The following is a 22,593-nucleotide window of genomic DNA, read 5'->3' on the forward strand; positions in this document are numbered from 1 at the left end:
ACTTTGCTCGACAAAGGCGGTAAAGACTTCTCCTAGCATCGGGTTACCTCCCGCTACTAACCAGGACACCTCAACCCTAGCGCCTTTATTTTTCTACCCCACAGATTTAACACCTAGACAAGAATCGGGCTCTCAAGCCTTACCTGCGGAAACCCATGACCTTGAGGTGCAAACCTGGGCTTTAACCGTCCTATTGCCCTGGTTGTATTGGTCTTAACAAGCCGATAAGACCCGAACGCCCCACCTTAAGCACCGTTACCAGCAGGCCGCAGTGATGCCTTTAACCACCTGATGGCCGCTACTCTCACCTCAACCCTCCAGGAGGCGGACCGCTTGCGGTGGATGCAATGGAGCCGTTTCATGTGTGCCAACTATCAGCGAACCTCCTCTGCGGTAGAGGGCCGCAATGGCTATCTCGCCCAACGGCATCACGTCTCCCGGGGCTTTTCAGCCCATGCCTTGACGGTGCTGACTATCCTCCACAATTTTGACCTCAAACGCCCTGATGGGACGACCGCCGCTCAGCGTCTCTTTGGCCATCCATTTCCTGACCTCTTTGAGTCTGTCTTGAGTGCTTTTACAGAGTTACCTATGCCTAGACGGTCTTCTTCGTCACAACAGTTCAATCCCTGGTGCGGACAACCTGTCCCGGCTTAAATTGATACCCTAGCAATGGACCGATAGAAGGACAAAACATCGGCTCAAAGTGCTGAAACGGCAGACGTTTGGGCGAGCTAACTTGGAGTTGTTGGAGACACGATTTTGTACCCTCCACTGATGGATAATTGATTGATAATGATTCGGCGAGAATGTCAAAATATAGGCTCAGAGGAAAGCAAAACCTACATCTATTGATTGATGATGGGACAGGACGAGTTGTTTAAGATTTTCTTCAGCAAGCGCTGTTTGACGAGAGTAAACTATGTTCGTTCCACCTGGTTTTGTTAGCCACATCATCACGACTCAGTATGGCCGCATGGTTTACTACACTTCTCAAGGAGAACCCTGGGCTACTCCAGATATGGCTGATGAAAGAGAAACTTTGGTGTTTTTACACGGGTTTGGGGGTGGCTCTTCGGCTTACGAATGGTCAAAAGTTTATCCAGCCTTTGCCGCAGACTATCGAGTTCTAGCCCCCGATCTAATCGGATGGGGCCGGTCAGATCATCCCGTTCGAAATTATCAGGTTGAAGACTATATCGCCATCATCATAGAGTTTATGGAGCAGACCTGTAGTAGCCCAACCACTGTAATTGCCTCTGCTTTAACAGCAGCCTTTACAGTGCGGGCGGCGATTGAACGACCCGATTTATTTAAGTCGCTGATTGTTACAACCATGGCTGGTTTAGCTGAGTTTGGCCAAGACTATCGTCGCAGTGGGTTTGCCCAATTCGCCCAATTTGCCAGCCTACCGGTTCTGAGTCAACTACTCTACAGCGCCGGGGTGGCCAATAGCTTTGGGATTCGGAGTTATCTAGAGCAGCGACAGTTTGCCAGCCCAGAGCGGGTGTACCCAGAAATTGTTGAAGCGTACCTACAATCAGCCCAGCAAGATAATGCTGAGTATGCAGCTCTCTCATTTGTGCGGGGCGACTTATGTTTTGACTTGTCAAAGTATATTACTCAACTCACCGTACCCACGGCCATTATTTGGGGGCAGGGGTCTGAATTTACTGGCCCAGAGATAGGCCGCCGTCTGATGGAGATGAACCCCCAGGCCATTCGCATTTTTTATCAGTTAGATGATGTTGGGTTTACCCCTCAGCTAGAGCTGCCTGGAGTTACTATTGGACTAATTCGAAAATTTTTGCCCAGGCTTGAGGCCAATGATATAGTGACATCTTCGAGCGCACCCATTGTGTCAGCTTAATTGAACCAGCATCATTAATAAAAACCCCTAGCCGTAGCCAGGGGTTTTAAAAACTCAGCGATATTAGAAATTGAATCAGTAAGAATTAAGCTAAGAAACCAAGCTTTTGACCGTTATCTTTAGCTTTGCGAATTAGCGACTGGCGTTCTTTATTAGAAATGCCGAAACGATTGCAGAAATTAGTGATGGTCTTGGCGTGAAGGCCGATCGCCTGTCCTCGTAGCTTATTGAATTTTGGGGTTCCCATAATATTACGAACCAGCAGAACCATCGGTGCAAACATTTCGATCTTCCTTAAAAATGCTTATAACTTGTGCTAAAACCCGGTTCGGCCTAGCTCACTGCTAGAGAGATCAGTAGTAAACCAGCTACAAACAGGGACGCAAAAGCGGCTTGCTTGGTATAGCTTTTTTGCTGTTCAGGTGAAGGGTAGGTAGCGAAATATACCTCAGGTTCTACGGCGTAGTTGTTGAGAATGCCGTTGTCGAGTTGAGTGGTTGTAAACATTGCAGTGCCCTCCTAGGGCGTTAAACGTTTCTTTATGTAAACCAATGTAACAGTAATGCAACAAATCCGCAACATTTTCTTGCATAGTTTTTGCTTATGCGCTAAGCGATCTATTCTGATGTTCCGTTTTAGATGGCTAGTGTCTTGTGCTAAAGCCCTGACGGATCCGGATAGCTGTGTAATGACCATCGCTATAGATGCGATCGCCTGCCCACCCGATCAGGAGTTCAATGTCGCCCGGATAGGAATGGCTTCGCCTAGCTCTTGATTGAGGTTGGGCTAGTGCCCATATATAGCAAGCAGGCTCAAGCAGGAGTTGATAATTGCGCCTGATTTCGGCAAAACACGCCAACAGATTGATTCGATCGCTGCATAAGCTCGTTATGCTGGATTTATCGCAGTTATTCGCCCGATTAAACCCCTAGATTTTGATTATCTTGACACTCAAGGAGTGAAAATCGGGATCTGCGATGTTGCTTTTTCGCCTGCGTCTAAAATTATCAGCCTGAGGCCGCGATCGCGAAAGAGACCATAAACCATCTAAATTTGGCATCAATGGAGGTGATTTTACGTGAGTGACCACTCTATTTTCGATTGGGTTTCAGTCTTAGGGCCAATTTTATTGTCTTGGCCACTGGTAATTACTGTTGCGCTGCTATTTTTCTACCGACCTCTCTTTCGCCTGCTCGAAAAATTTTCGCGCAACAATATTCAAAAAGCAAAAATTGGTCCTTTTGAAATCGAAGAATCTGAACAAACGTATGCTGAGTCTATTAAGCTCTTGCTGACCAGTTTTGTCTCTGAAAATGAGCTAGACCACTTACAGCAACTCAATAATGAAAAAGAGTCTGTTCCTTATGACAGCGGTACAAGCATCAGCGCAGATCTAAAGCGTCTATCTACTCTAGGGTTTATTAACGCTAAGACCGATCTTGACCAGCTACCGCATGAAGGCGAGCTAAATCACCACGTAGAACTTACCGAAAAAGGTAAAAAGTACTTGACTCTGCGCGATAACCTGGTAACCAGTCAGTTGTCTAATCAAGACCAAGAAGAATAGCCGATGATTGCTAAGTAGGCAAGCGTAAAATTAAATATAAGTCGATGGAGGTTGGGTTGAGGCACGAAACCCAACGCCCGTATGGGTTACGCTATTGCTAACCCATACTACATTTGAATTGGCCAACTCACTTACTTGCGATCGCCAATCTGCTTAGCTATGACCGCATTCCCTCTGTAAAGGTTTTTGCCAACCAGTCAGAAAGGCTGGGCACTACCCACTTGGTAAAATCGCCGTCAATTCGAGACTCTTGGGGCACAGTCTCATAGACATTGTTAGGGTCTTGAGGTGATTTGGGCTCATCACTGAGCTGAAACCCAAAACCAATCGCCAACAGCAGCGCATCAACCAGCTCAGGCGAGAGGCGCTGGAGGGCCGCAAGCACTCGACCAACATCCCCCACGTAGTAGTCGCGGGTAGCGTGAGTTGCCGACTGAACGACAGCTTCGGCAACCAGTTCAGGAGAATAGTAGGGCGGAAAGCCCCTAGGCTTAAAGCCTAGTTTAGTTTGGGCATTATTCCATAAAGGAGTATTCATCACGGCAGGCTTGATGCTGGTCACGCCGATGGGCAATTTTTCGTGCATCAGCTCAACCCGCAAAGACTCAAGAAACCCTTCCACACCGTGTTTCGATGCTGAATAAGAGCTTTGGTAAGGTATTGACCTTAGCCCCTCAACCGAGGAAATATGAATTAGAGCGCCTCGTCCTTCCCGCTTGATTAATGGTAAAGCTACCATGGCCCCGTAGGCCTGCCCCATCAGGTTTACATCGATAACTCGACGAAACTCTTCAGGCGTTGTCTGCTCAAATAGGGCAAAAACAACTACTCCAGGCACATGCACCCAGGTATCTAGCCGTCCGTACACTTCAATAGCCCGATCGCCAATGGCCTTAACCTGCTCAAAAATGGAAACATCGGCCAGAATGGTGGTTGCCTCACCCCCTAAAGCCTGAATATCTTGCTTTAAGGGGATCAGCTTTTCGTCACTTCGACCCGAAATAATTAGCTTTGCCCCCTCTTTAGCCAAGCGCAGTGCGGTGGCCCGCCCAATGCCGCTGGTGGCACCAACGACGGCAACTACTTGTTGATCCAAAGGCTTGAGGTTCATAGGACAAAAATTCTTTGTATGTCTAACTAGAGAGGTCGTGGCGGCGTAACGTCCAATACTGCTCAATCAAAATAGTCGAGCATTATTCTCAGTTTTTTAGCTATTAAGGGACAATCGATCAGCCGAATGATGCTAAGCCCAACGTCGTTTTCCTTCGATTCTAAAAGGCAATTCGCAGAGATAAGAGCCGTAGGCCAAAGCTGCTAGGGCTACGCTATTGAGACCATGCAAACGGAGTTAGTACAATGTATCTTTCTTCTAGGTTATGAGCTAACTATCCTATGGTCTTCCGTCGGACGAAAGAGTTTTTTCTACATAACGAAAAAGTGATTTCATCGCCGAATATTATTGGTATTAAACTTGGTGGACACTGCCTACCCTATGGCGGCTCAGGGCTTTCGGTAGACTGCGAGGCTTGTTTCAGAGCCATTTCGCTTTCCATCTGTCTAACGGAAAATGGCAAACCGTAAATTTCCTTCTAAGTAGGCATTTGAAAGCTTTGTGCCCTACCTTCAGGGCATCGTGGTGTATCTGGTTTGAGGTAACCATCCCCTGAGTGAAGTTGAAGAGGACATATCGCGGGAATTTTGGCTTTCTCCCTTTGGGAGACGCTGCACGCTAGCGAAGCCTGCCGAAAGGCTTACGACTCCGCTCATCCAGCGGAGTCCCAGGAACGATTAAGGTTTGAGAGGGTTTAGTGGGCCAAAGGTCTCTTCAAACCTCGTTTTGCGTAATACTCAACACCATTAGGGTGTTGTGATGGGCTTATAGTACTGTCGTTTGAGTTTCTAGAGAGAGGCCTGATGAGCGGACTTGGCGGACTAAATAAATCTCCCAATGGTGTGGTGCTGGGACTGGTGCAGCTCCAGCTGCCCAACGTAGTCACTTCTCAAGATTTGGTGGCTCAGACTCAGCGCATCGTTGACATGGTGGCCAAGGCGCGGCGCAACATGCCCACCATGGATTTAGTTGTGTTCCCGGAGTACTCACTCCACGGGCTGTCGATGGACACGAACCCCGACATCATGTGTCGGCTGGATGGCCCTGAGGTGGCGGCCTTTCGCCAGGCCTGCATTGATAACGATATTTGGGGTTGCTTCTCGATTATGGAGTACAACCCCGGTGGCTACCCTTACAACAGCGGCATCATTATTGACAACAGCGGCGAGATTACGCTGTACTACCGCAAGCTGCATCCGTGGGTACCGGTCGAGCCCTGGGAACCGGGGAACTTGGGCATTCCGGTTTGCGAAGGCCCCAACGGCAGCAAGATTGCGCTAATTATTTGCCACGACGGCATGTTTCCAGAGATGGCGCGGGAATGTGCATATAAGGGGGCCGAGATCATGATTCGGACGGCGGGCTACACGGCCCCCATTCGCCACTCTTGGCAGGTGACCAACCAGACCAATGCGTTTTGCAACCTGATGGTGACGGCCTCGGTCTGCATGTGTGGCAGCGATGGCACCTTTGACTCGATGGGCGAAGGCATGATCGTCAACTTTGATGGCGAACCGCTGGTGATGGGCAGCCACCGCCCTAACGAAATTATCACGGCTGAGGTGCGCCCAGATTTAGTCAGAGAAGCTCGACTGCACTGGGGGGTGGAGAATAACATCTATCAGTTTGGTCATCGGGGCTATGTGGCGGTTAAAGGCGGTGCCCAAGACTGCCCCTACACCTACATGAAGGATCTGGTAGATGGATCGTATCGGCTGCCTTGGGAAGATCAGGTGGTTTACACCGACGGTACCTCCTGCGGCTTTTCATCACCGACCCGCGAGTACAAGGGGGAAGAGTTGCCTCCAGCGGTTGATAAGGTGGTGAAATAAGCTCAAGCGATTGGGGTGGCGGCTAGGCCTCGCTCTTTGCCTGCTGAATTAAGTCGTGAATGGTATCGAAGGCAAAGTCATTGATTTGCTGGTTTAGCCAGGTCGCTAGCGGGGTCTGGGCCGGTGTAAACTGGGCCATGATTTGGGTTAGCTGGTCGCTATCGAGCTGGAGGGTGGCCTGCTGAATCTGGTCAAGCATAGGGCTAGATAGGGTGCGCAACAGCGCGATCGCCTCGGGGTTGGACAGGGGCTGTGGCCCGCTTGGCGGCGGTGTCGGTGAGCCATAGGTGTACTGCACGCCTAGGTGCTCGGTGATCTTAGCCAGCAAATGGTTTGCTTCAAAGGGCTTGCGCACAAAATCGTCGCAGCCGTTGTCGATGGCACGGGCGCGATCGTCTTCGAAGGCGTTGGCGGTGAGGGCAATAATGATAGTTGGGGTAATAGTTGGGGTCTGGGCCATGCCCTGCTCCTGGTTGCGAATAGCCTGAGCGGCCTCGTAGCCGTTGAGCACGGGCATCCGCATATCCAGCCAGATCAGCTGGGGCTGCCAGCTTTGCCAGAGGGCGATCGCCTCCTCGCCGTTGGTGGCCTCGCGCACTTCAAAACCCACCGATTGCAGCAGCTGACTGAGCAAGTAGCGGTGGTCGTCGTTGTCGTCTACTACCAGCAGACGGTAATGGGGCTGACCTGCCGCCAGCGCTATCACCTGAGCCCGAGGTGGGGGCGCAGCAGCATTCTCGGGCTCGGCTACCGGCATGGGCAGGGTAAAGGCAAAGGTTGCCCCTTGCCCTGGCGCGCTCTCGACGGTGATATCGCCTCCCAGCATTTGGACAAACTGACGACTGATCGAGAGGCCCAGCCCGGTGCCCCCGATGGCTCCCTGACTGGCCTGCACGAAGGGCTCAAACAGGCGATCGCGATCGCCTCTAGCCAGGCCAATGCCGGTATCGCTGATGCTAAAGGTCACCGTTAGGGTTGTGCCAGGGGGCGGAGCAGCGGCGATCGCGTAGGTCGGTGCAACCCGCAGCGTCACCTGCCCCTGGGTGGTAAATTTGATCGCGTTACCCACCAGGTTAATCAGTACCTGGCGCAGCTTGGCCACGTCAAGGCTGAAGTACCGGGGCAGAGCAGGGTGGCGATCGATGCTTAAGGCCAGTCTTTTATCTTGGGCTCGCAGGTAAAACATATCGTTGAGGGTGCTCAATAGCGCATCGAGGTCAAAGCAGGAAACGTTGAGATTAACCTGCCCAGCCTCGATTTTGGCCATTTCAAGAATGTCGTTGATTAGCATTAGCAGGTGCTCACCGCTGCGGTTAACAATCCTCAGAGATTGGTGATGGTCATTACTCAGGGCGGTGTCGCGGGCCATCAGTTGGGCAAAGCCTAAAATAGCGTTGAGGGGGGTGCGCAGCTCGTGGCTCATGTTGGCCAAAAAAGTACTTTTGGCCCGGCTGGCCGCCTCAGAGATAGCAACTGCCTGCTCCAGTTCCCAAGTGCGCTCCTGCACTCGCTGCTCTAGCTCCTGGTTGAGATTTTTAAGGGCTTCTTCTGTTCGCTTGCGGTCGGTAATGTCATACAAGCTGCCGACAATGCGGTAGACTCGCCCCGCCGCATCGGCAATCGGGTTGTAGGTGCCCAGCAACCAGTGCACCTGGTCCCCGACCATAATCGATCGCTCAAAGGTGATCGGTTGGTTGGTTTCGATGCAGTATCGATAGCGCTCCAGAATATTGGCCGCCTCGGTAGGGCCAAAAATCGTCTCTAGAGATTCGTTCGCTACACTGGCACTGGTTTTGCCCAGTAACGTCGCTGCGGCTGGGTTTAGCCCCAAAACGCTCACCGTACCGTCGATCGCAATTTCGGAAACACAAATCGGCTGGTTTACGCCCTCATAGATACTGCGCAGAAACTGCTCCTGCTCCTGCAGCTGATTTTCGGCCTGTTTACGTTCACGCAGTGCAGCACGCTGCTCGCTGATATCGTGCACGACCCCCAGCAGGTATGTAGGCGTGCCCAGCCCGTCGCGCACCAGCGACACCGCCAGCGACACCCAGACGACAGCTCCATCAGCCCGCAGGTAGCGCTTTTCAAGGCTAAAGCTGGTACATTCGCCGTTGAGCAAGCGGCGCACCTGAGCCTGATCGATCTCCAGGTCGTCGGGGTGAGTCAAATCCATGTACGTTTTAGACAGCAGAGCTGCGACTGAATAGCCCAATAGCTGACACAAACCTTGGTTGACCCGCACAATGTGCCCGTCTAAATCGGCTTCAATAATGCCCAGGGCCGCTTGCTCAAAGGTGCCCCGAAACCGCTCTTCGCTGGCCTTAAGGGAGAGTTCTGCTTGAAAACGTTCGGTGATATCGTTCGAGACACCAATAATGCGGTCAATTTCTCCGGCCTGATTACATATCGGAAACGCGCGATCGTGAATCCATCGCAGCTCACCATCGGCCCGGTAGATGCGATAGGTCTTATCAAATGGGGTGGTACTGGTTGGCCGCAGGGTGGCCTCTATCGCTGGGCGATCGTCGGGATGAATGCTGTCTAGCCAGACCTCTGGCGACTGGTAAAGTACCTCGCAGGGCAGGCCCCAGGTCTGCTCAAAACCGGGGCTGACGTACAGAATCTGGCTGGCGTCTACCGTGGCCAGCCAAAAGACCTCCTGAATAGTCTCAGCAATTTGGCGAAAGCGGGCCTCGCTCTCCTGGAGAGCCAGTTCGGCCTGTTTACGCTTGGCTTCGCTACGTTTGCGATCGCGAATATCGCGACCAATGGTGGCGATACACAGCGGCACATGGGTTTCAGGATCCTGCACCAAAAACATTGCATGCTCCATCGCAATCGCTTCCCCACTCTGGTTGTGGCAGAACGTCGTCTCACCGCGCCATACGCCTGTAGCCATGAACGTGGACATCGTCTCGTGCTCAAACTGCGCTACCGCCTCAGCCTCCAAAAATGAGGTGATGGGGCGATCCTCCAGGGGATCATCGGCCAGCCCCAGCAGGTCACGACCCGCCCGGTTCATGTAAATCGAGTCGCCGCTGAGGCTGGCGATGCCAATCAGGTCGGTGCTGTTTTCGACCACCGCCGCCAGAGTTTGCAGCTCCTGGGTGCGCTGCTTGACCCGCTGTTCGAGGTCTTCATTGAACCGCTTGAGGCTCAGTTCGGCCTGCTTCAGGGAGGTGATGTCGTCTACGGTGCCAACGATACGGACTACAACACCAGCGTCATCGGCAATGGGGAAGCCTCGGCAGCGCAGCCAGCGTAGCTCACCGCTAGAGTGCAAAAAGCGATACTCGCAGTCGATCGCCTCCCCCTGTAGCTCTTGGGCGGTGAGGGCGATCACGCGATCGCGATCGTCGGGGTGCACCCGTGTCAGCCACTGCTCTTGGTCCTCAATGGTCTCCAAATCAACGCCGGTAATGGCTGCGTAGGCGGGGTTGATGTACTCGTAGCGCAGCGTCAGCGCATTGAAGACAAAAAACCCCTCTCGCACCGTTTCGGCCAGTTCCCGAAAGCGAGTTGCACTGATCTGAAGGGCAGCCTCTGCCTGGCGCTGCTCTTGTTCGAGCTGCTTGAGGTCGCCGATATCCACACAGATGCCGTCTAAAACGGTACAGCCATCGTCGGTATGGTGGGCCTGGTAGGCATTTCGCACCCAGGATAGTTTGCCATTGGCCAAGGGTACTCGGTACTCCATCCGGGCCGGGGTGGACCGGGCACAGCTCGCGGCTATAAATGCCCGCACCTGGAGTAAATCGTCGGCATGGATGCGGTTGAGAGCGGCCTCGGGGTTGGCCTGCACAAAGGCCATCGGCAGCCCAAACAACGCTTCGACCCCGTCGCTGATGTAGGGCAGGGTGAAATTACCCTGGGCGTCGATCACCAGGCGGTACAGAAAACCAGGAACGTTGACGGCGATCGCCTGTATTTGGGCCTCGCGCTCCTGCCGCTCTAGCTCGGCGGCTTTACGCGGAGTAATGTCATACATTACTCCCGCCGCCCTCAAGATCTCGCCCCCTTCGCTATAGATTGCCTGGCCGCGATCGGCGATCCAGCGCTGGGTGCCGTCGGACCACAGCACCCGATACTCGATCGCAAAGGGCTGGCGATTGGCCAAGGCCTGCTCAATGGCGGCGTGGCTGGCGGCGCGGTCGTCGGGGTGAACCGCCGCGAGCCAGTCCTGGTAGGTGCGGTCAAGGGAACCAGCGCTCTGGTCTAGCAGATCGTAGGCCATGTCACTCCAGGTGATGCGATCGGCGACTGCATCCCAGGTCCAGACCGCCATTTGGCCTAGGTTGAGGGCCAGACTGAGCTGATCTTGGCTGTGCTGAAGTGCCGCCTCTGCCCGTTTGCGATCGCTAATGTCGCGCACCAGCACCAGTACCTGGTCGGTCTGGTAGGGCACCATGCGCACCGCTTCGGACTGAGTGCGATCGCCAAAGCTGAGCTGCTGCTCAAAAAACTGGGTTGTATTGGTGGCCAGCGTCTGGGCGATCGCCTCCAACCATTGGCGGGCGACCTCAGCGGGCAGCGCGTCGGCAACGTAGGTCCCCACCGGCTCTTGAGCCACCAGCGGCACCAGATCGCCGGTAAAGCCATTGACAGAGAAATCAAGGCACTGCCCCTCGGCGCTGATCACGATCATGAGGTCTGGCAACACCGAAAGAATAGCCCGATTGCGGGCCTCACTGTGCTCTAGCGCGATCGCAGTCAACCGGGCATCGGTGCAGTCTTGGGCCGTGCCCCGCAGCTGCACCACCTGGCCCTGGTCTTTGTAGACCGCCTCTCCCCGAGCCAAGATGTAGCGCACTGCGCCATCGGAGCGCTTGATACGGTGCTCGACTTCAAAAGCTGCCCCGGTTGCGATCGATCGTTCAATGGTCGCTTGCAACCGGGGCCAGTCGGCCAAGGGAATGGTTTGCCGCCACTGGTCATAGCCAGGGGCAGGCTGGGTCGAGTCGAGGCCGTAGATCCGAAATAGCTCTGCCGACCAGGTTATGCTCTGGCTGGCCAGATCAAACTCCCAGCTGCCCACGTGAGCAATACGCTGGGCCTCAGCTAGGCTACTCTGGCTGCGCCGCAGTGCTTGCTCCATCTGGACGCGATCGCCCAGACAAGATATTCCCCAGTCGAGCTGCACCGACAGGGTAGACATCTGCCGTTCAACGGCAGTCAGCTGCTGATGGGCCTCAGCCAGGGCGGCCCGACCCAGGATTAGCTGTTGCCCCTGGCGGTAGTAGCCCAGGGCAGCCGCCGCCGTAAAGATCAGCTCGTCATCGGTGCCGGGGTAGGACAGGCGGCGGTAGATAGCGGCCTGGATCGCCGCTGGTGCGGCTGTTTTAACGATCCCAGCTGGGTCATCTAGCACCACCGTCAGCGCCTGGGGAAAGTGGTCACAGACGGTCTGTAACTCCCTAGTTTCTAGCCACGCCGCAGCTGCGATCACCAGGGCCACCTCGCCGCCGCTCACAACCAGCTGCTCAACACAATCCGCTGCTGCCGGAGCCGTCGCCGCCTGCCGCACGCTACAGTCTACAAACTCGGCGCTGAGCCGATCGAGTAGCGGAGTAGACTCATCGACAAGGCAAAGAATAATGAGCGTGCTCATGGAAAAAATGGGCGCAAGGAGTGTGGAAAATACTGGCAGTCACTTAGTCGCCATCGCTGGGAACGGCCTGCAGAATGACGTAAAACGTAGTGCCCAGACCCAGCTGGGACTCGGCCCAAATGCGGCCACCGTGATGCTCGACAATTTTTTGGCAGGTGGCCAGGCCAATACCGCTGCCGGGGTAGGTTTGGGCATCGTGGAGGCGGTGAAAGGCCTCAAAAATTTGCCCCAGGTGCTCGGCCGCAATGCCAATGCCGTTATCGTGAATGCCAAACTGCCAGGCATGGGGCTGAGGCTCTACCGAAATGGTGATCTCAGGTCGAGTGTCGGGCTGGGCAAATTTAAGGGCGTTGCTAATCAGATTTTGAAACAGCTGCATGAGCTGCACTTCATTGCCTAATACCCTGGGCAAGTCGCCGTAGACCAGTGTGGCCTCAGTGTCGGTAAGGGCCGTCTTCAGATTGAGCCTGACCTGGTCAAGCAGGACGTTACCGTCGATCGGAGCCAGCAAGGTTTGCGCCTGCCCCGCCTGGGCGTAGGCCAGCCAATCTTGAATCATCTGCTGCATGCGGCCACTGGCCCCCAAAATATTCTCCAGGTAGGGCTGGGCAGGCGACTGTTGAATATCGGGCCACGCCAGACCAATCAGCTTGGTGTAGCCCAAGATGCTCTGTAGGGGCTGCTGCAAATCGTGGGAAACCACCGAGGCAAACTGCTCTAGCTCTCGGTTTGAGCGCACCAGCTCGGCGTTTTGGGCCACCAGCTGCCCCTGGAGCCGTCGCAGTTCTAGCTGGTGGGCAATGCGGGCCAGTACCTCGGCTTCCTGAAAGGGTTTGGTAATGTAGTCGGCCCCGCCCGCCGCAAAGGCTTTGACTTTATCAATGGCGTCGTCGAGGGCGCTGATAAAAATGATCGGAATCGCCTGGGTCGCAGGGTCGGCTTTGAGCCGCTCGCACACCTCATAGCCGCTCATTTCTGGCATTTTGATGTCGAGCAAGATCAAGTCGGGGGGGGCGACCTGGGCCGCTGCGATCGCCCACTGCCCGGTCAGCGCCTTACGCACCCCCAGCTGATGCCGCCCCAGCATGGCCGACAGCAGCCGCAGGTTGTCGGGAGTATCGTCCACAATCAAAATGTCGCCCTTATCGCCCTTATCGCCGTTGATGCTCGCCTTAATCGGGGAGGTCATGCTTATCTCCTGTCTCTGCCTCGTACAAACGGTCTGATCCCCATTCTGTAGTGCGGCGCAGACTCCACCTGCGCCTACAGCCCCACCCTGGGTGTCTGAGGTTCTATTTATTCCCTGGGGCTGGGGGTGAAGGGCCATTGGCTTCAGACTGCAAGCAGTTGAGAATGCGATCAAATTCAAAGTTTTTGGCCCAGTTGTTTAGGGTTTGGGTGACGCTGATTGGTGCATCGAGCATCTGCCCCAGCAGCTCAATCAGGCGATCGTCGGAACCCGTTATAGCCGCCTGACCTACAGCTTGTTGCCAGTCAGAGGACATAGTTTGCAGCCACAGCTGCAGTTCCGCTCGCTCGGGCTGAGGGCTGGCTGACTTAGCCACCGCTGGCCCCTCAGGGTAGCAGACCGCCGAATCAGCTACCTCAGCGTAGCGGTAGCGTACCGGCAGATAGGCGGCTATTTTTTGCAGCAGCCCCTGCATCTGAAAAGGCTTACGCACAAAATCGTCACATCCAGCAGCCAAAATTTTAGCCCGTTCTTCCTCAAAAGGGCTGGCGGTGAGGGCAATAATCACCGGCTTCGGGTCGAGGGATAGCGCCCTAATCTGACTGGTAGCCCCATAGCCGTCGAGGCCAGGCATCCGAATATCCATCCAAATCAAGTGGGGGTGCCAGGCTTGGGCCTGGGCTACCGCTGCATGGCCATCGGAGGCCGCCTGCACCTCAAATCCGGCCGCAGTCAGCAGGCGCACCAGCAAATAGCGATTGGCGGGGTGATCTTCGACCACCAGCAGTCGCCAGGGAGGCTGCCCCTCGCTCAGCCCCAAAATGGGAGTTGCATCGGGGGTCGGAAACACCGCTGCCCGCTCAACCCGCTGCACCGGCAGCACAAAGGTAAAGGTTGTTCCCTGGTTAAGCTCGGTTTCAAAGGTGAGTTCACCGCCCATCAGCTGCACAAACTGCTGACTAATCGGTAGCCCCAGGCCACTGCCCTGGTGCGATGGCCCCGGACTGGTTGCTGACCACTGCAGCCCCGCCGCACTCTGCATAAACGGCTCAAACAGACAGTTGAGGTCTTCGGGGGCAATGCCGGGGCCGGTATCGACTACGGCAAACTCCAAAGCGCCATTGGTCTCTGGGTAGGCGGCGGCTAAGGCGGGGGGCACGGGCTGCAGGCTGCTTACCCGCAGGTTGACCTGTCCGGCCTGGGTAAACTTGATGGCATTGCCCAGCAGGTTTATCAGTACCTGGCGCAGTTTGCCCTCGTCAGTAGCGACATAGACGGGCAGGGTCGGGTCGCAGTCAAAGCAGAGGTTTAGCCCCTTGGCCTCGGCCTGGAGGGTGAGCATCGCCTCCAGGCTGGCTAGCAGGTACGACAAATCAAAGGTGGTCACGTGCAGCGAAATGCGGCCTGCCTCAATTTTTGACATTTCAAGTACGTCGTTGATCAAGGCAAGCAGGTGTTCACCGCTGCGGCTGATGATGGTTAGGTAATCTTGGGCCTGGGCCTCAAGCTGGCAGTCGCGGGTAATCAGCTGGGCAAAGCCAATGATGGTGTTGAGCGGGGTGCGCAGTTCATGGCTCATATTGGCCAAGAAGGTACTTTTGGCCTGGTTGGCGGCATCGGCGGTTTCGCGAGCCTGGCGCAGGGCATCTTCGGCCTGCTGACGCTCTAGCTCTGTTGCCGCCCGAGCGGCAAAAATACGCAAAATTAGTTCGCGGGTGTGGTCTTCGACCATCGGTTTGTCGTCAATGACGGCCAGGTGACCAATCACCTGGCCAGTCGTATCCACCAGGGGAATACCTAAAAAGCTAGTGGCCTGTAGCCTGGCCAGTTCGGTACCGTTGGGGTAAAGGGCCTGCACCCGCTGGGGCACATAGACGACCTCACCGGCCACCACCCGCTCGCAGGGGGTGTGTGCCAGGCTGTACTCTACGCGATCGCCCAGTCGACCATTTTGCCAAACTGCCAGGGTACTTACCCGATCTTGGTCGGTGTGGAGTCGCTGGGTGACGACGGCGTTGCGCACCTGCAAAATATCGGCCAGATAGCGCACCAGTGACTCAAAGAAATCGCGGCCTGTTTTGGCGGCAGTGCCCTCGACAATTAGCCGCAGCGACTCTTCCTGACGCTTCACCTGGGTGAGGTCTTCGGCTACCCCCACCAGTCGATACACCTCACCCAGGTCATTGCGAACGGGAAAAGCCCGCACCCGCACCCAGGCTGGTGGCCCCTGGGGCCGCACAATGCGAAACTCTTCGTCGTAGCTAAAGTAGGCCAGGGCTGCGGGGGTTTGGCTGTGGGGCAAACGGCGAACGACCCGATCGCGATCGTCGGGATGCACCGCCGCCAGCCAGGCCGAGGGGTGAGCGTAGAGGTCGTCGCGCTGGCATCCCCAGATACTTTCGTAGGCGGGCGATACGTAGCTAAACTGCCGGGGCTGAAGCTCGTAAATCCAAAAGACGCTATCGATGTACTCGGCCAGCTGGCGAAATTTTTCTTCGCTCTGGCGCAGGGCCGCCTCGGCTCGTTTGCGGTCGCTGATGTCGCCGGTCGAGCCAACCAGTCGAATCGGTTGGCCCCGCTCATCCCAAAGGGCCTGGCCCCGCGAGATCACCCACTTATAGCTCTGGTCGCGGCAGCGCAGCCGATACTCGACTTCGTAAGTGGCCAAGGTGCGCTGAATTAGGTAGGCGTGGTGCACCGCCATCACCCGATCAAAATCATCGGGGTGAATGCGCGACTCCCAGCGCAGATCATCATCGCTGATCCGTTCGCTAGACGCAGCGTCGGTGTAGCCCAACAGCGCCCTGTAACGCTCCGAAAAAAAGGCTGTCTGGTGGCGAAAGTCGAGGTCGTAAATACCGGCGTTGCTGCCCTGAATCGCCAGCTGCCAGCGCTCCTCACTCTGCTGTAGATTGGCCTTAACCCGCTGCCGCTGCTGCTCTAGGCTGTTGGTGCTAATCACCTTGCCAATGCTCTGGGCCATCAGCTCGATAATTTCTTTCTCGTGCTGCTGAAATCCCTGGGGGCGGACAGCTGGGTCAAAAAAGCACAGGCTGCCATAGACCTCGCCCTCGACCACAATGGGGGTGCCCAGGTATGACTTGAGCTGCAGCGCCCGAGGCAAAGGCCGGTGGCTCAGGTCAGGGCGAGTGCTCATGTCGGTAAAGCTCACCGTCTGCTGCTGTCGAATGGCCAGACTGCAGAGGGTATCGTCGAGGGGGCAGCGCAACTCTGGCCCCAGCTCTGGAAGATAGGCCAACATGGCCTGAGCTACAAAGTCAGAGCCTTCAACTTTGCCCACCAGCCCTCCAGTAAACCCCATCACCTGGCAGCCGGTTTCGAGGTAGTCATTGAGCAGCGCATCAAAACTGTCGAACTGGGTCAGGCTGAGGCGGTGAAGCTGCTTTAGGCTCTGGCTAAAGTGGTTGAGCGCCTGGGAGTTGCTCAGCAGAATCTGTTCGGCCTGCTTGCGAGCGGTAATGTCGCGGTACTGCCAGAGATGGCCCTCAAGACCGCGATCGCCCACCAGAGGCACGTAGTCGCGCTCCAGAGTGCGACCATCGGCTAGGGCCAGTTCTTCGGCTTCCACTGGCTCTTGCGCTGCCCGCAAAGCCTCAATTCGGTGATTGAAGGCAGCAGGGTCACCCCACAGGCCGACGCTGTCTTGAACCAGGGCCTGGCTGTTGGCCCCTACCAATGCGGCGGGCGGCATCGCTAGACGAAACAAACTACAGCAGGGCTGGTTGACCATCACCACCTGGCCCGCCAGATTTTCTAGAATAACCCCCACCTGCAGGTGCTCAATCAGCGTGGCCAGTCGCGCCGTTACCTGCTGGAGGCTAGTCTCGGCCTGGCTGCGATCGCAGATTTCCTGCTGCAGCTGCTGGTTTTGAGCCGTCATCTGCTGCTGTAGGTGACGAATGGTGAGCTGGTTAGCGACCCGAGCCAGCAGCTCTTCCACCTGAAAGGGTTTGGTCAGATAATCGGCGGCCCCCACCGCAAATGCTCGTACCTTATCGACGGCTTCGTCGAGGGCGCTGAGAAAAATGATCGGAATCGCCTCGGTGCTGGGGTCGGCCTTGAGGTGCTGGCAGACTTCGTAGCCGTCCATAGTCGGCATGCGGATATCGAGCAAAATCAAGTCAGGCTGGGTGGTTTTAACCGCCATCAAAGCCACTGCCCCACTTTTGGCGCAGCGGACCCGGTAGTTTTGCCCGGACAGGGTTTGGGCCAGAAATCGAAGATTTTCGAGTGAGTCGTCGACAATCAGTAGCGTAACGCCAGCAGCAACGCGATCGGGCGAGGATGGAGCAGAAGCAGGGCGCAACATGGAGTAGGGAAGACATCAGTATCTAATGTAGCCAACATTCCCTATTCAGCCTACGTTTGCCCACGGCACTGGTTTGTGCCAGAAGCCAAAATAACTAAAGGGGTAAGTTTCAGCAGCTTAGGCGTTAGAACGTTAGATCAAAATAGGGACTATCTACAACTACACCTACAGACAACGGATCAACCCGTCAGGAAACCCTGCCCGCTTATAGAATGATTTAACTCAGTGCTTCAACTACAGCGATGATTCCATGGTGGCGAACAATTGTGGCATGGCTGTGACGGGGCACCTTGGCCAGGGTTTGCTTTCTGTGACGATAGCGTTGGCCATGGCCGCGACTGCGGTTGCTGCTGGGGTAGGACGGGTACTATCGCTGAACTGGGCCAGGGTCGCTAGCCAGAAGCTCTGATTGGGGGCTTGGACCAGAAAAATCCGGACGGAGAACTCCGGATAGGAAACTTGGGCTAATGCCTCGTTACTGGGGCTGCCCACGCTAGGGTTGATGCTGCCATGAAACTGCTTTTGGTTGACGACGACGACGTGTTAGTTGGGCAGCTCGCCAGCGATCTGGTCAGCCAAAACTACGTGGTAGATATAGCCACCGACGGGCTTTTAGGCTGGGAGTACGCCACGGCGGCTTCCTACGACTTAGTTGTGCTAGACATCGACCTACCGGGCCTCGATGGGGTTTCGCTCTGTCAGCGATTGCGCCAGACGGGCTATGCCGGGCCGATTTTGCTGCTGACGGGGCGCAGCAGCAGCACCGACAAGGTGCAAGGCCTAAATGCCGGAGCCGATGACTATTTGGTGAAACCCTATACTCTAGTCGAGCTGACGGCTCGCATTCGCGCCCTGCTGCGTCGCCCCCCAGCGGTGAACGATCTCAGCCTGCGCTGGGGATCGCTACAGCTTGACCCCAATGCAGGCCAGGTGACTGTGGCTGACCGACTGGTGGTGTTTTCCCCCAAGGAGTATGGTCTGCTGGAGCTATTTTTGCGCTACCCAGACCGCATTTTTAGCAATACTGTGCTGCTAGAGCGGCTGTGGAATGCCGACGAAGCCCCCGGTGAAGAAACCATTCGTACCCACATAAAGCGGCTGCGGCGTAAGCTCAAGCAGGCCGGGGTCGACGACATGGTTGAAAATGTCTACAGCATGGGCTACCGGCTCAGGCCCCTCCCTCCTGAGGCGGCGGATGCGCTTGGGAGGGCGAACGAAGTGACGTCAAAAGCCGCGATCGCACCTCCGACTCAAGCCTTGACCAGCGGTGTCAGGCCAAACAGCGACGCCCTGCCCCCCCTCGCTGAGGCCACAGCCGCTGGTCCGGCAGCGCCCGATCGCGACGGGCCAGCGGCGCGAGAACAGGCGGCGCGAGAACAGGCGGCACGGGAACAGGCGATCGCGGCTTTTGAGCGATTTCGGCCCGCCATTGACGATCGCCTGAGGGCCTTGCACCAGGCCGCTGCGGCCCTCAACGCTGGCTACCTGCCAGAGGCCGTGCAGGCAACCGCCCGCGCTGCGGCCCACAAACTGACCGGGTCGCTGGGGCTGTTTGGCTTTATGGAGGGGTCGCACCTGGCCCGCCAAATCGAAGACTGGTTACAACAGCCCGATCTAGCTGAGGGGTCGATGTTTGCGGCCCTGGTGGACCAGCTGGGGCTGCAGCTGCAGGCGGGGCCTAAGCTGGCGGCACCAGACCCGGCACCAGATGCAGTGGTCAGGGCATCGCTGTTTGGCATGGCGGGGGCTTCGAGCGATCGCTATCAGGTGCTGGCCGTCGACGACGACCCCGCTATTCTGGCTCAGCTGCAGCGTTTGCTACCCCCCTGGGGCCTCGATGTCGTACCCCTAGACGACCCGCGCCAGGTCTGGGACAGCTTAGCGACCAGCCCCCCCGACCTGGTGCTGCTCGACCTCGACATGCCTCACCTGAGCGGGCTCGATCTCTGCCAGCAGCTGCGCCAGGGCGATCGCTGGCAGACCCTGCCGGTTTTGTTTCTCACCGCCTGCCGAGATCCTGCTACTATCTACCAGCTCTACCAGACGGGGGCCGATGATTATTTGCCCAAACCCATCCTGGAGCCAGAACTGATCAACCGCCTGTTTCAGCGGTTAGAGCGGGGTCGACTGCTGCAAACCCTGGCTGGCACCGACCCCCTTACCGGCCTGGCCAATCGCCAGAAGGGCACCATTGAGCTAGACCTGCTGCTGCACCTGGCCCAGCGCTACGGACAGCCCCTTAGCCTGGTGCGAGTTGAGGTTGATCAGCCTGCCCCCATAGCCAAAGCCCTAATGAATGCCGTAGGCCAGGCTCTGGTGGGCCGAGTCCGCAGCGGCGATGCGATCGCCTGCTGGAGCAAATCAGAAATTTTAGTCGGCGTACTGGATACCGATTTAGCTACAGCTCAGGCGCAGATCTGGTCTGCCCTGGAGTCGGCCTTAGCGACGGCGATCGCGGTTCAGACCACTGGTTCTGAGCTTTACCTGAGTGGGGCTACCTTTCCTGACGACGGCCACCGCCTCGCCGATCTTTACCAGCGGGCCTGCCAGCGACGGGTCTCGCTGCGGCCCGCCCATCCCAGAGGGCAGCCGTCGCGAAGCTAATCTTTCCATCCGCTCTTAACCGCTGCAATCGGCCTCGTTCTTTAGGACGTTTTACCATGACCATCAAACGTATCTTGATCATTGACGACGAAGCCGATGTGCGCGAGATTGCCAAGATTAGCCTGGAGATTACCCGGCAGTGGGAGGTAACGACCGCCGCCTCAGGGGAAGAGGGCGTGAGGCTGGCCTCGACATATCACCCAGACGCCATTTTGCTGGATGTAGTCATGCCCAAAACTGACGGCCTGGCCACCCTAAAACAGCTCAGTAAAAATACGGATACTTGCCACATTCCGGTAATTTTGTTGACCGCGACTCTGCGGCTGGCTACGCAGCAGACCTTTGTGGCTGCCGGGGCGCGGGCGGTGTTGGTCAAACCCTTTGACCCAGGGCTGTTGGGGGGGCAAATCGAGACCGTGCTGGGCTGGTCATAACCTTAAGTCAAGGCAAAGCGATTGGGTTCACAGAGTTGTCACATTCGATCTCTATGGTAAGAAGGACGTCTTCCCTAGTGCCCCATGCTTCCCCTGATCGTGGTCGAGGACTTGATCTCGGCCTTTAAATTCTGGAACGAGGGCATCCACGAAGGTATGCTCTATCGCAATGACTTCTACGTTAGCCTGCACCAGTTTGCTCTAGCCGATCGCGCGGAGGCCTACAGCCGCGCCACGAAGGAGAGCAACAAGGGGTTTAAGGTGTGCGTGACGGTATCGAAAACCCACTATACGGTTTGGGTCGAAATGCGATCGCACTTAACCTAGCTAGCTCCCCCCAGTATCCCCCCTGAAGCGTCGAATAGTTCCAGCCCTAACCCGCCCCCTGCCCCCAAAACCCTATGTTTTTTACACTGTTGAGCATCTGCCATGGCATATCCTACTCCGGCCCGTTCCAGTCAAGACCTGCTTGATTTTGCCGACTGCTCAACCCACCCCTTTGATGATGTTTCGCTGCTGATTTGTCACGAGTTACGCACTCCCCTCGCTTCAATTCAGGGAGCGCTTAAGCTGTTGGGCTATCAGCAGTCCGGCTCGCTCTCCGATGACGGCCAAAAACTGCTGGCGATCGCCATCAACAATGCCGACCGCCTCACTCGCCTGGCCAATGCCCTAGAGAGTCAGCCTGCTCCACTACTAACGCTGCTCTCCACCGCCGAGATGGAGCTGCTTCAGATTGAGAACGACCTGCACCAGGCCGTCGAGCAGCAGCAAATTTATCTGGCCTATCAACCGATTGTGGCTGTCGATCAGCACCAGGAGATGGGCCAAATTATTGGTTTTGAGGCCCTGGCCCGCTGGCAGCACAGCCAGCGAGGGGCCATTTCTCCCGAGGTGTTTATTCCCCTGGCCGAAAAGGCGGGGCTAATTAATCGCCTGGGTCTAGGTTTGCTGGAGCAGGCCTGCCAGCAGTTACACCATTGGCAGGCCCAGTTTCCTAGTCTATTTCCGCTGAGCATGAGCGTTAACCTCTCGGCGGTGCAGCTGCTCCAGCCGCAGTTGGTCGATCACATTAACCAGATTCTGCAGCAGAACCACATTGCCCCCAGCAGCCTCAAGATCGAAGTAACCGAGAGCGCTCTGATTGAAAACAAAGACCTGGCCCTGGCCACTTTAGCCCAGCTTCAGCAGCTCGGTATTCAGCTCTATATCGACGACTTTGGCACCGGTTACTCGTCCCTGGGACGGCTGCAAGATCTGCCCTTCGATACCCTCAAGATCGATCAATCGTTCACTCGCAACAAAAACTGGGCGATGAGCGAGGCTATTTTGATGCTGGCCGAGCGGCTGCGGCTCGATGTCATTGTCGAAGGGGTTGAAACCCTAGAAGACCTGCAGTGCCTCAAGGCACTGGGCTACACAAAAATGCAGGGCTACTACTTTTCTAAACCCCTTGACAGCGCAAATATGACGGGTCTGCTGCTGCGACAGGCCTTAAAGGGCACCTCTCCGCTGAGTTTGGCACAGCTTAGCTTGGCTCAACCCTGAGGGCAACGCCCCTGGCCCTGGCCCTGGCGCAGCGTCAGTTTAGCTGCTTCAAACTCAAGCCTCAATTTGTTAAAACACGATGTTTCTCCCTGTGCGCTACCTCTATGATGACTGACACGTGTGAAACGCCCTGCATAGACACAACTACAGCTCACCCTCACCTGGCGCTGCTGATTCAAGACGGTAAGCGCCGCCACACTGTTGCGTTGGGCAAGCGATACTACTCTATTGGCCGCGATTGTAACAACGACATTCGCCTGGCCTCCCCAGGGGTGTCTCGCTACCACGCCAATCTGGTATGGCTAGGCGACCACTATTTTATTCAAGATGGCGACGGCACCAACAACCCTAGCTGCAACGGACTGGCCATTAACGGCAAATCGATGGCGGCCAGCCCGCTTAACCCCGGCGACTCAATTATTTTTTGCCGGGGGGTACGCGCTCGGTTGATTACGATTCGGCCCAGTGCCGTAGCGACTCCACCCCCACCCATTCCC

15 protein-coding genes are annotated in these 22,593 nt (G+C 56.2%); 9 read left to right on the forward strand and 6 right to left on the reverse strand.

Features of this window, described 5'->3' with window-relative positions:
• Positions 1–291: 291 nt before the first annotated feature.
• On the forward strand, positions 292–657 hold the full coding sequence (locus IQ273_RS33665; RefSeq protein ID WP_255534500.1) for a DUF6399 domain-containing protein: 366 nt from the start codon (positions 292–294) through the stop codon (positions 655–657).
• Positions 658–922: 265 nt separating this feature from the next.
• A complete protein-coding gene (locus IQ273_RS13675; RefSeq protein ID WP_194023732.1) occupies positions 923–1,870 on the forward strand; it encodes an alpha/beta fold hydrolase in 948 nt (315 codons plus the stop codon).
• Positions 1,871–1,955: 85 nt separating this feature from the next.
• Here the strand turns inward: IQ273_RS13675 and IQ273_RS13680 are convergent, their stop codons facing one another.
• Together IQ273_RS13680 and psb34 are read right to left on the reverse strand one after the other, a co-directional pair.
• Complete coding sequence (locus IQ273_RS13680; RefSeq protein WP_194023733.1) at positions 1,956–2,153, reverse strand: electron transporter; 198 nt, start codon at positions 2,151–2,153, stop codon at positions 1,956–1,958.
• A 50-nt stretch (positions 2,154–2,203) separates the two neighbouring features.
• On the reverse strand, positions 2,204–2,377 hold the full coding sequence (gene psb34, locus IQ273_RS13685; RefSeq protein ID WP_194023734.1) for a photosystem II assembly protein Psb34: 174 nt from the start codon (positions 2,375–2,377) through the stop codon (positions 2,204–2,206).
• Between the two features lie 571 nt (positions 2,378–2,948).
• On the opposite strand from psb34, the gene IQ273_RS13690 reads away from it, so the two are divergent.
• A complete protein-coding gene (locus IQ273_RS13690; RefSeq protein ID WP_194023735.1) occupies positions 2,949–3,437 on the forward strand; it encodes a hypothetical protein in 489 nt (162 codons plus the stop codon).
• 157 nt (positions 3,438–3,594) lie between these two features.
• Here the strand turns inward: IQ273_RS13690 and IQ273_RS13695 are convergent, their stop codons facing one another.
• Positions 3,595–4,548 (reverse strand): SDR family oxidoreductase, encoded by a 954-nt coding sequence (locus IQ273_RS13695; protein ID WP_194023736.1) that lies wholly within the window; start codon positions 4,546–4,548, stop codon positions 3,595–3,597.
• An 803-nt stretch (positions 4,549–5,351) separates the two neighbouring features.
• On the opposite strand from IQ273_RS13695, the gene IQ273_RS13700 reads away from it, so the two are divergent.
• Positions 5,352–6,380, forward strand: coding sequence for a formamidase (locus IQ273_RS13700; RefSeq protein ID WP_194023737.1), 1,029 nt, complete (start codon positions 5,352–5,354; stop codon positions 6,378–6,380).
• A 22-nt stretch (positions 6,381–6,402) separates the two neighbouring features.
• On the opposite strand, the gene IQ273_RS13705 is transcribed toward IQ273_RS13700, so the two are convergent.
• The 3 genes from IQ273_RS13705 to IQ273_RS13715 form a co-directional block, all read right to left on the reverse strand.
• The gene (locus IQ273_RS13705) at positions 6,403–11,991 is read right to left on the reverse strand and encodes a PAS domain-containing protein (protein ID WP_194023738.1); all 5,589 of its coding nucleotides are present in this window, start codon (positions 11,989–11,991) and stop codon (positions 6,403–6,405) included.
• Positions 11,992–12,034: 43 nt separating this feature from the next.
• Positions 12,035–13,180, reverse strand: coding sequence for an ATP-binding protein (locus IQ273_RS13710; protein WP_194023739.1), 1,146 nt, complete (start codon positions 13,178–13,180; stop codon positions 12,035–12,037).
• A gap of 103 nt (positions 13,181–13,283) precedes the next feature.
• The gene (locus IQ273_RS13715; protein ID WP_194023740.1) at positions 13,284–17,510 is read right to left on the reverse strand and encodes a response regulator; all 4,227 of its coding nucleotides are present in this window, start codon (positions 17,508–17,510) and stop codon (positions 13,284–13,286) included.
• A gap of 510 nt (positions 17,511–18,020) precedes the next feature.
• Between IQ273_RS13715 and IQ273_RS13720 the strand changes: the two genes are divergently transcribed.
• The 5 genes from IQ273_RS13720 to IQ273_RS13740 form a co-directional block, all read left to right on the forward strand.
• Entirely contained in the window at positions 18,021–20,114 is a 2,094-nt protein-coding gene (locus IQ273_RS13720; RefSeq protein WP_194023741.1) for a response regulator, read from the forward strand.
• 56 nt (positions 20,115–20,170) lie between these two features.
• On the forward strand, positions 20,171–20,548 hold the full coding sequence (locus IQ273_RS13725) for a response regulator (protein ID WP_194023742.1): 378 nt from the start codon (positions 20,171–20,173) through the stop codon (positions 20,546–20,548).
• An 84-nt stretch (positions 20,549–20,632) separates the two neighbouring features.
• Positions 20,633–20,875, forward strand: a complete 243-nt coding sequence (locus tag IQ273_RS13730) for a hypothetical protein (protein WP_194023743.1) — start codon at positions 20,633–20,635, stop codon at positions 20,873–20,875.
• A 102-nt stretch (positions 20,876–20,977) separates the two neighbouring features.
• Positions 20,978–22,096 (forward strand): EAL domain-containing protein, encoded by a 1,119-nt coding sequence (locus IQ273_RS13735; RefSeq protein ID WP_194023744.1) that lies wholly within the window; start codon positions 20,978–20,980, stop codon positions 22,094–22,096.
• Between the two features lie 104 nt (positions 22,097–22,200).
• The coding region (locus tag IQ273_RS13740; protein ID WP_194023745.1) for an FHA domain-containing protein at positions 22,201–22,593 on the forward strand (393 nt) is incomplete at its 3' end.

Source organism: Nodosilinea sp. LEGE 07298 (genome assembly GCF_015207265.1).
GTDB lineage: Bacteria > Cyanobacteriota > Cyanobacteriia > Phormidesmidales > Phormidesmidaceae > Nodosilinea.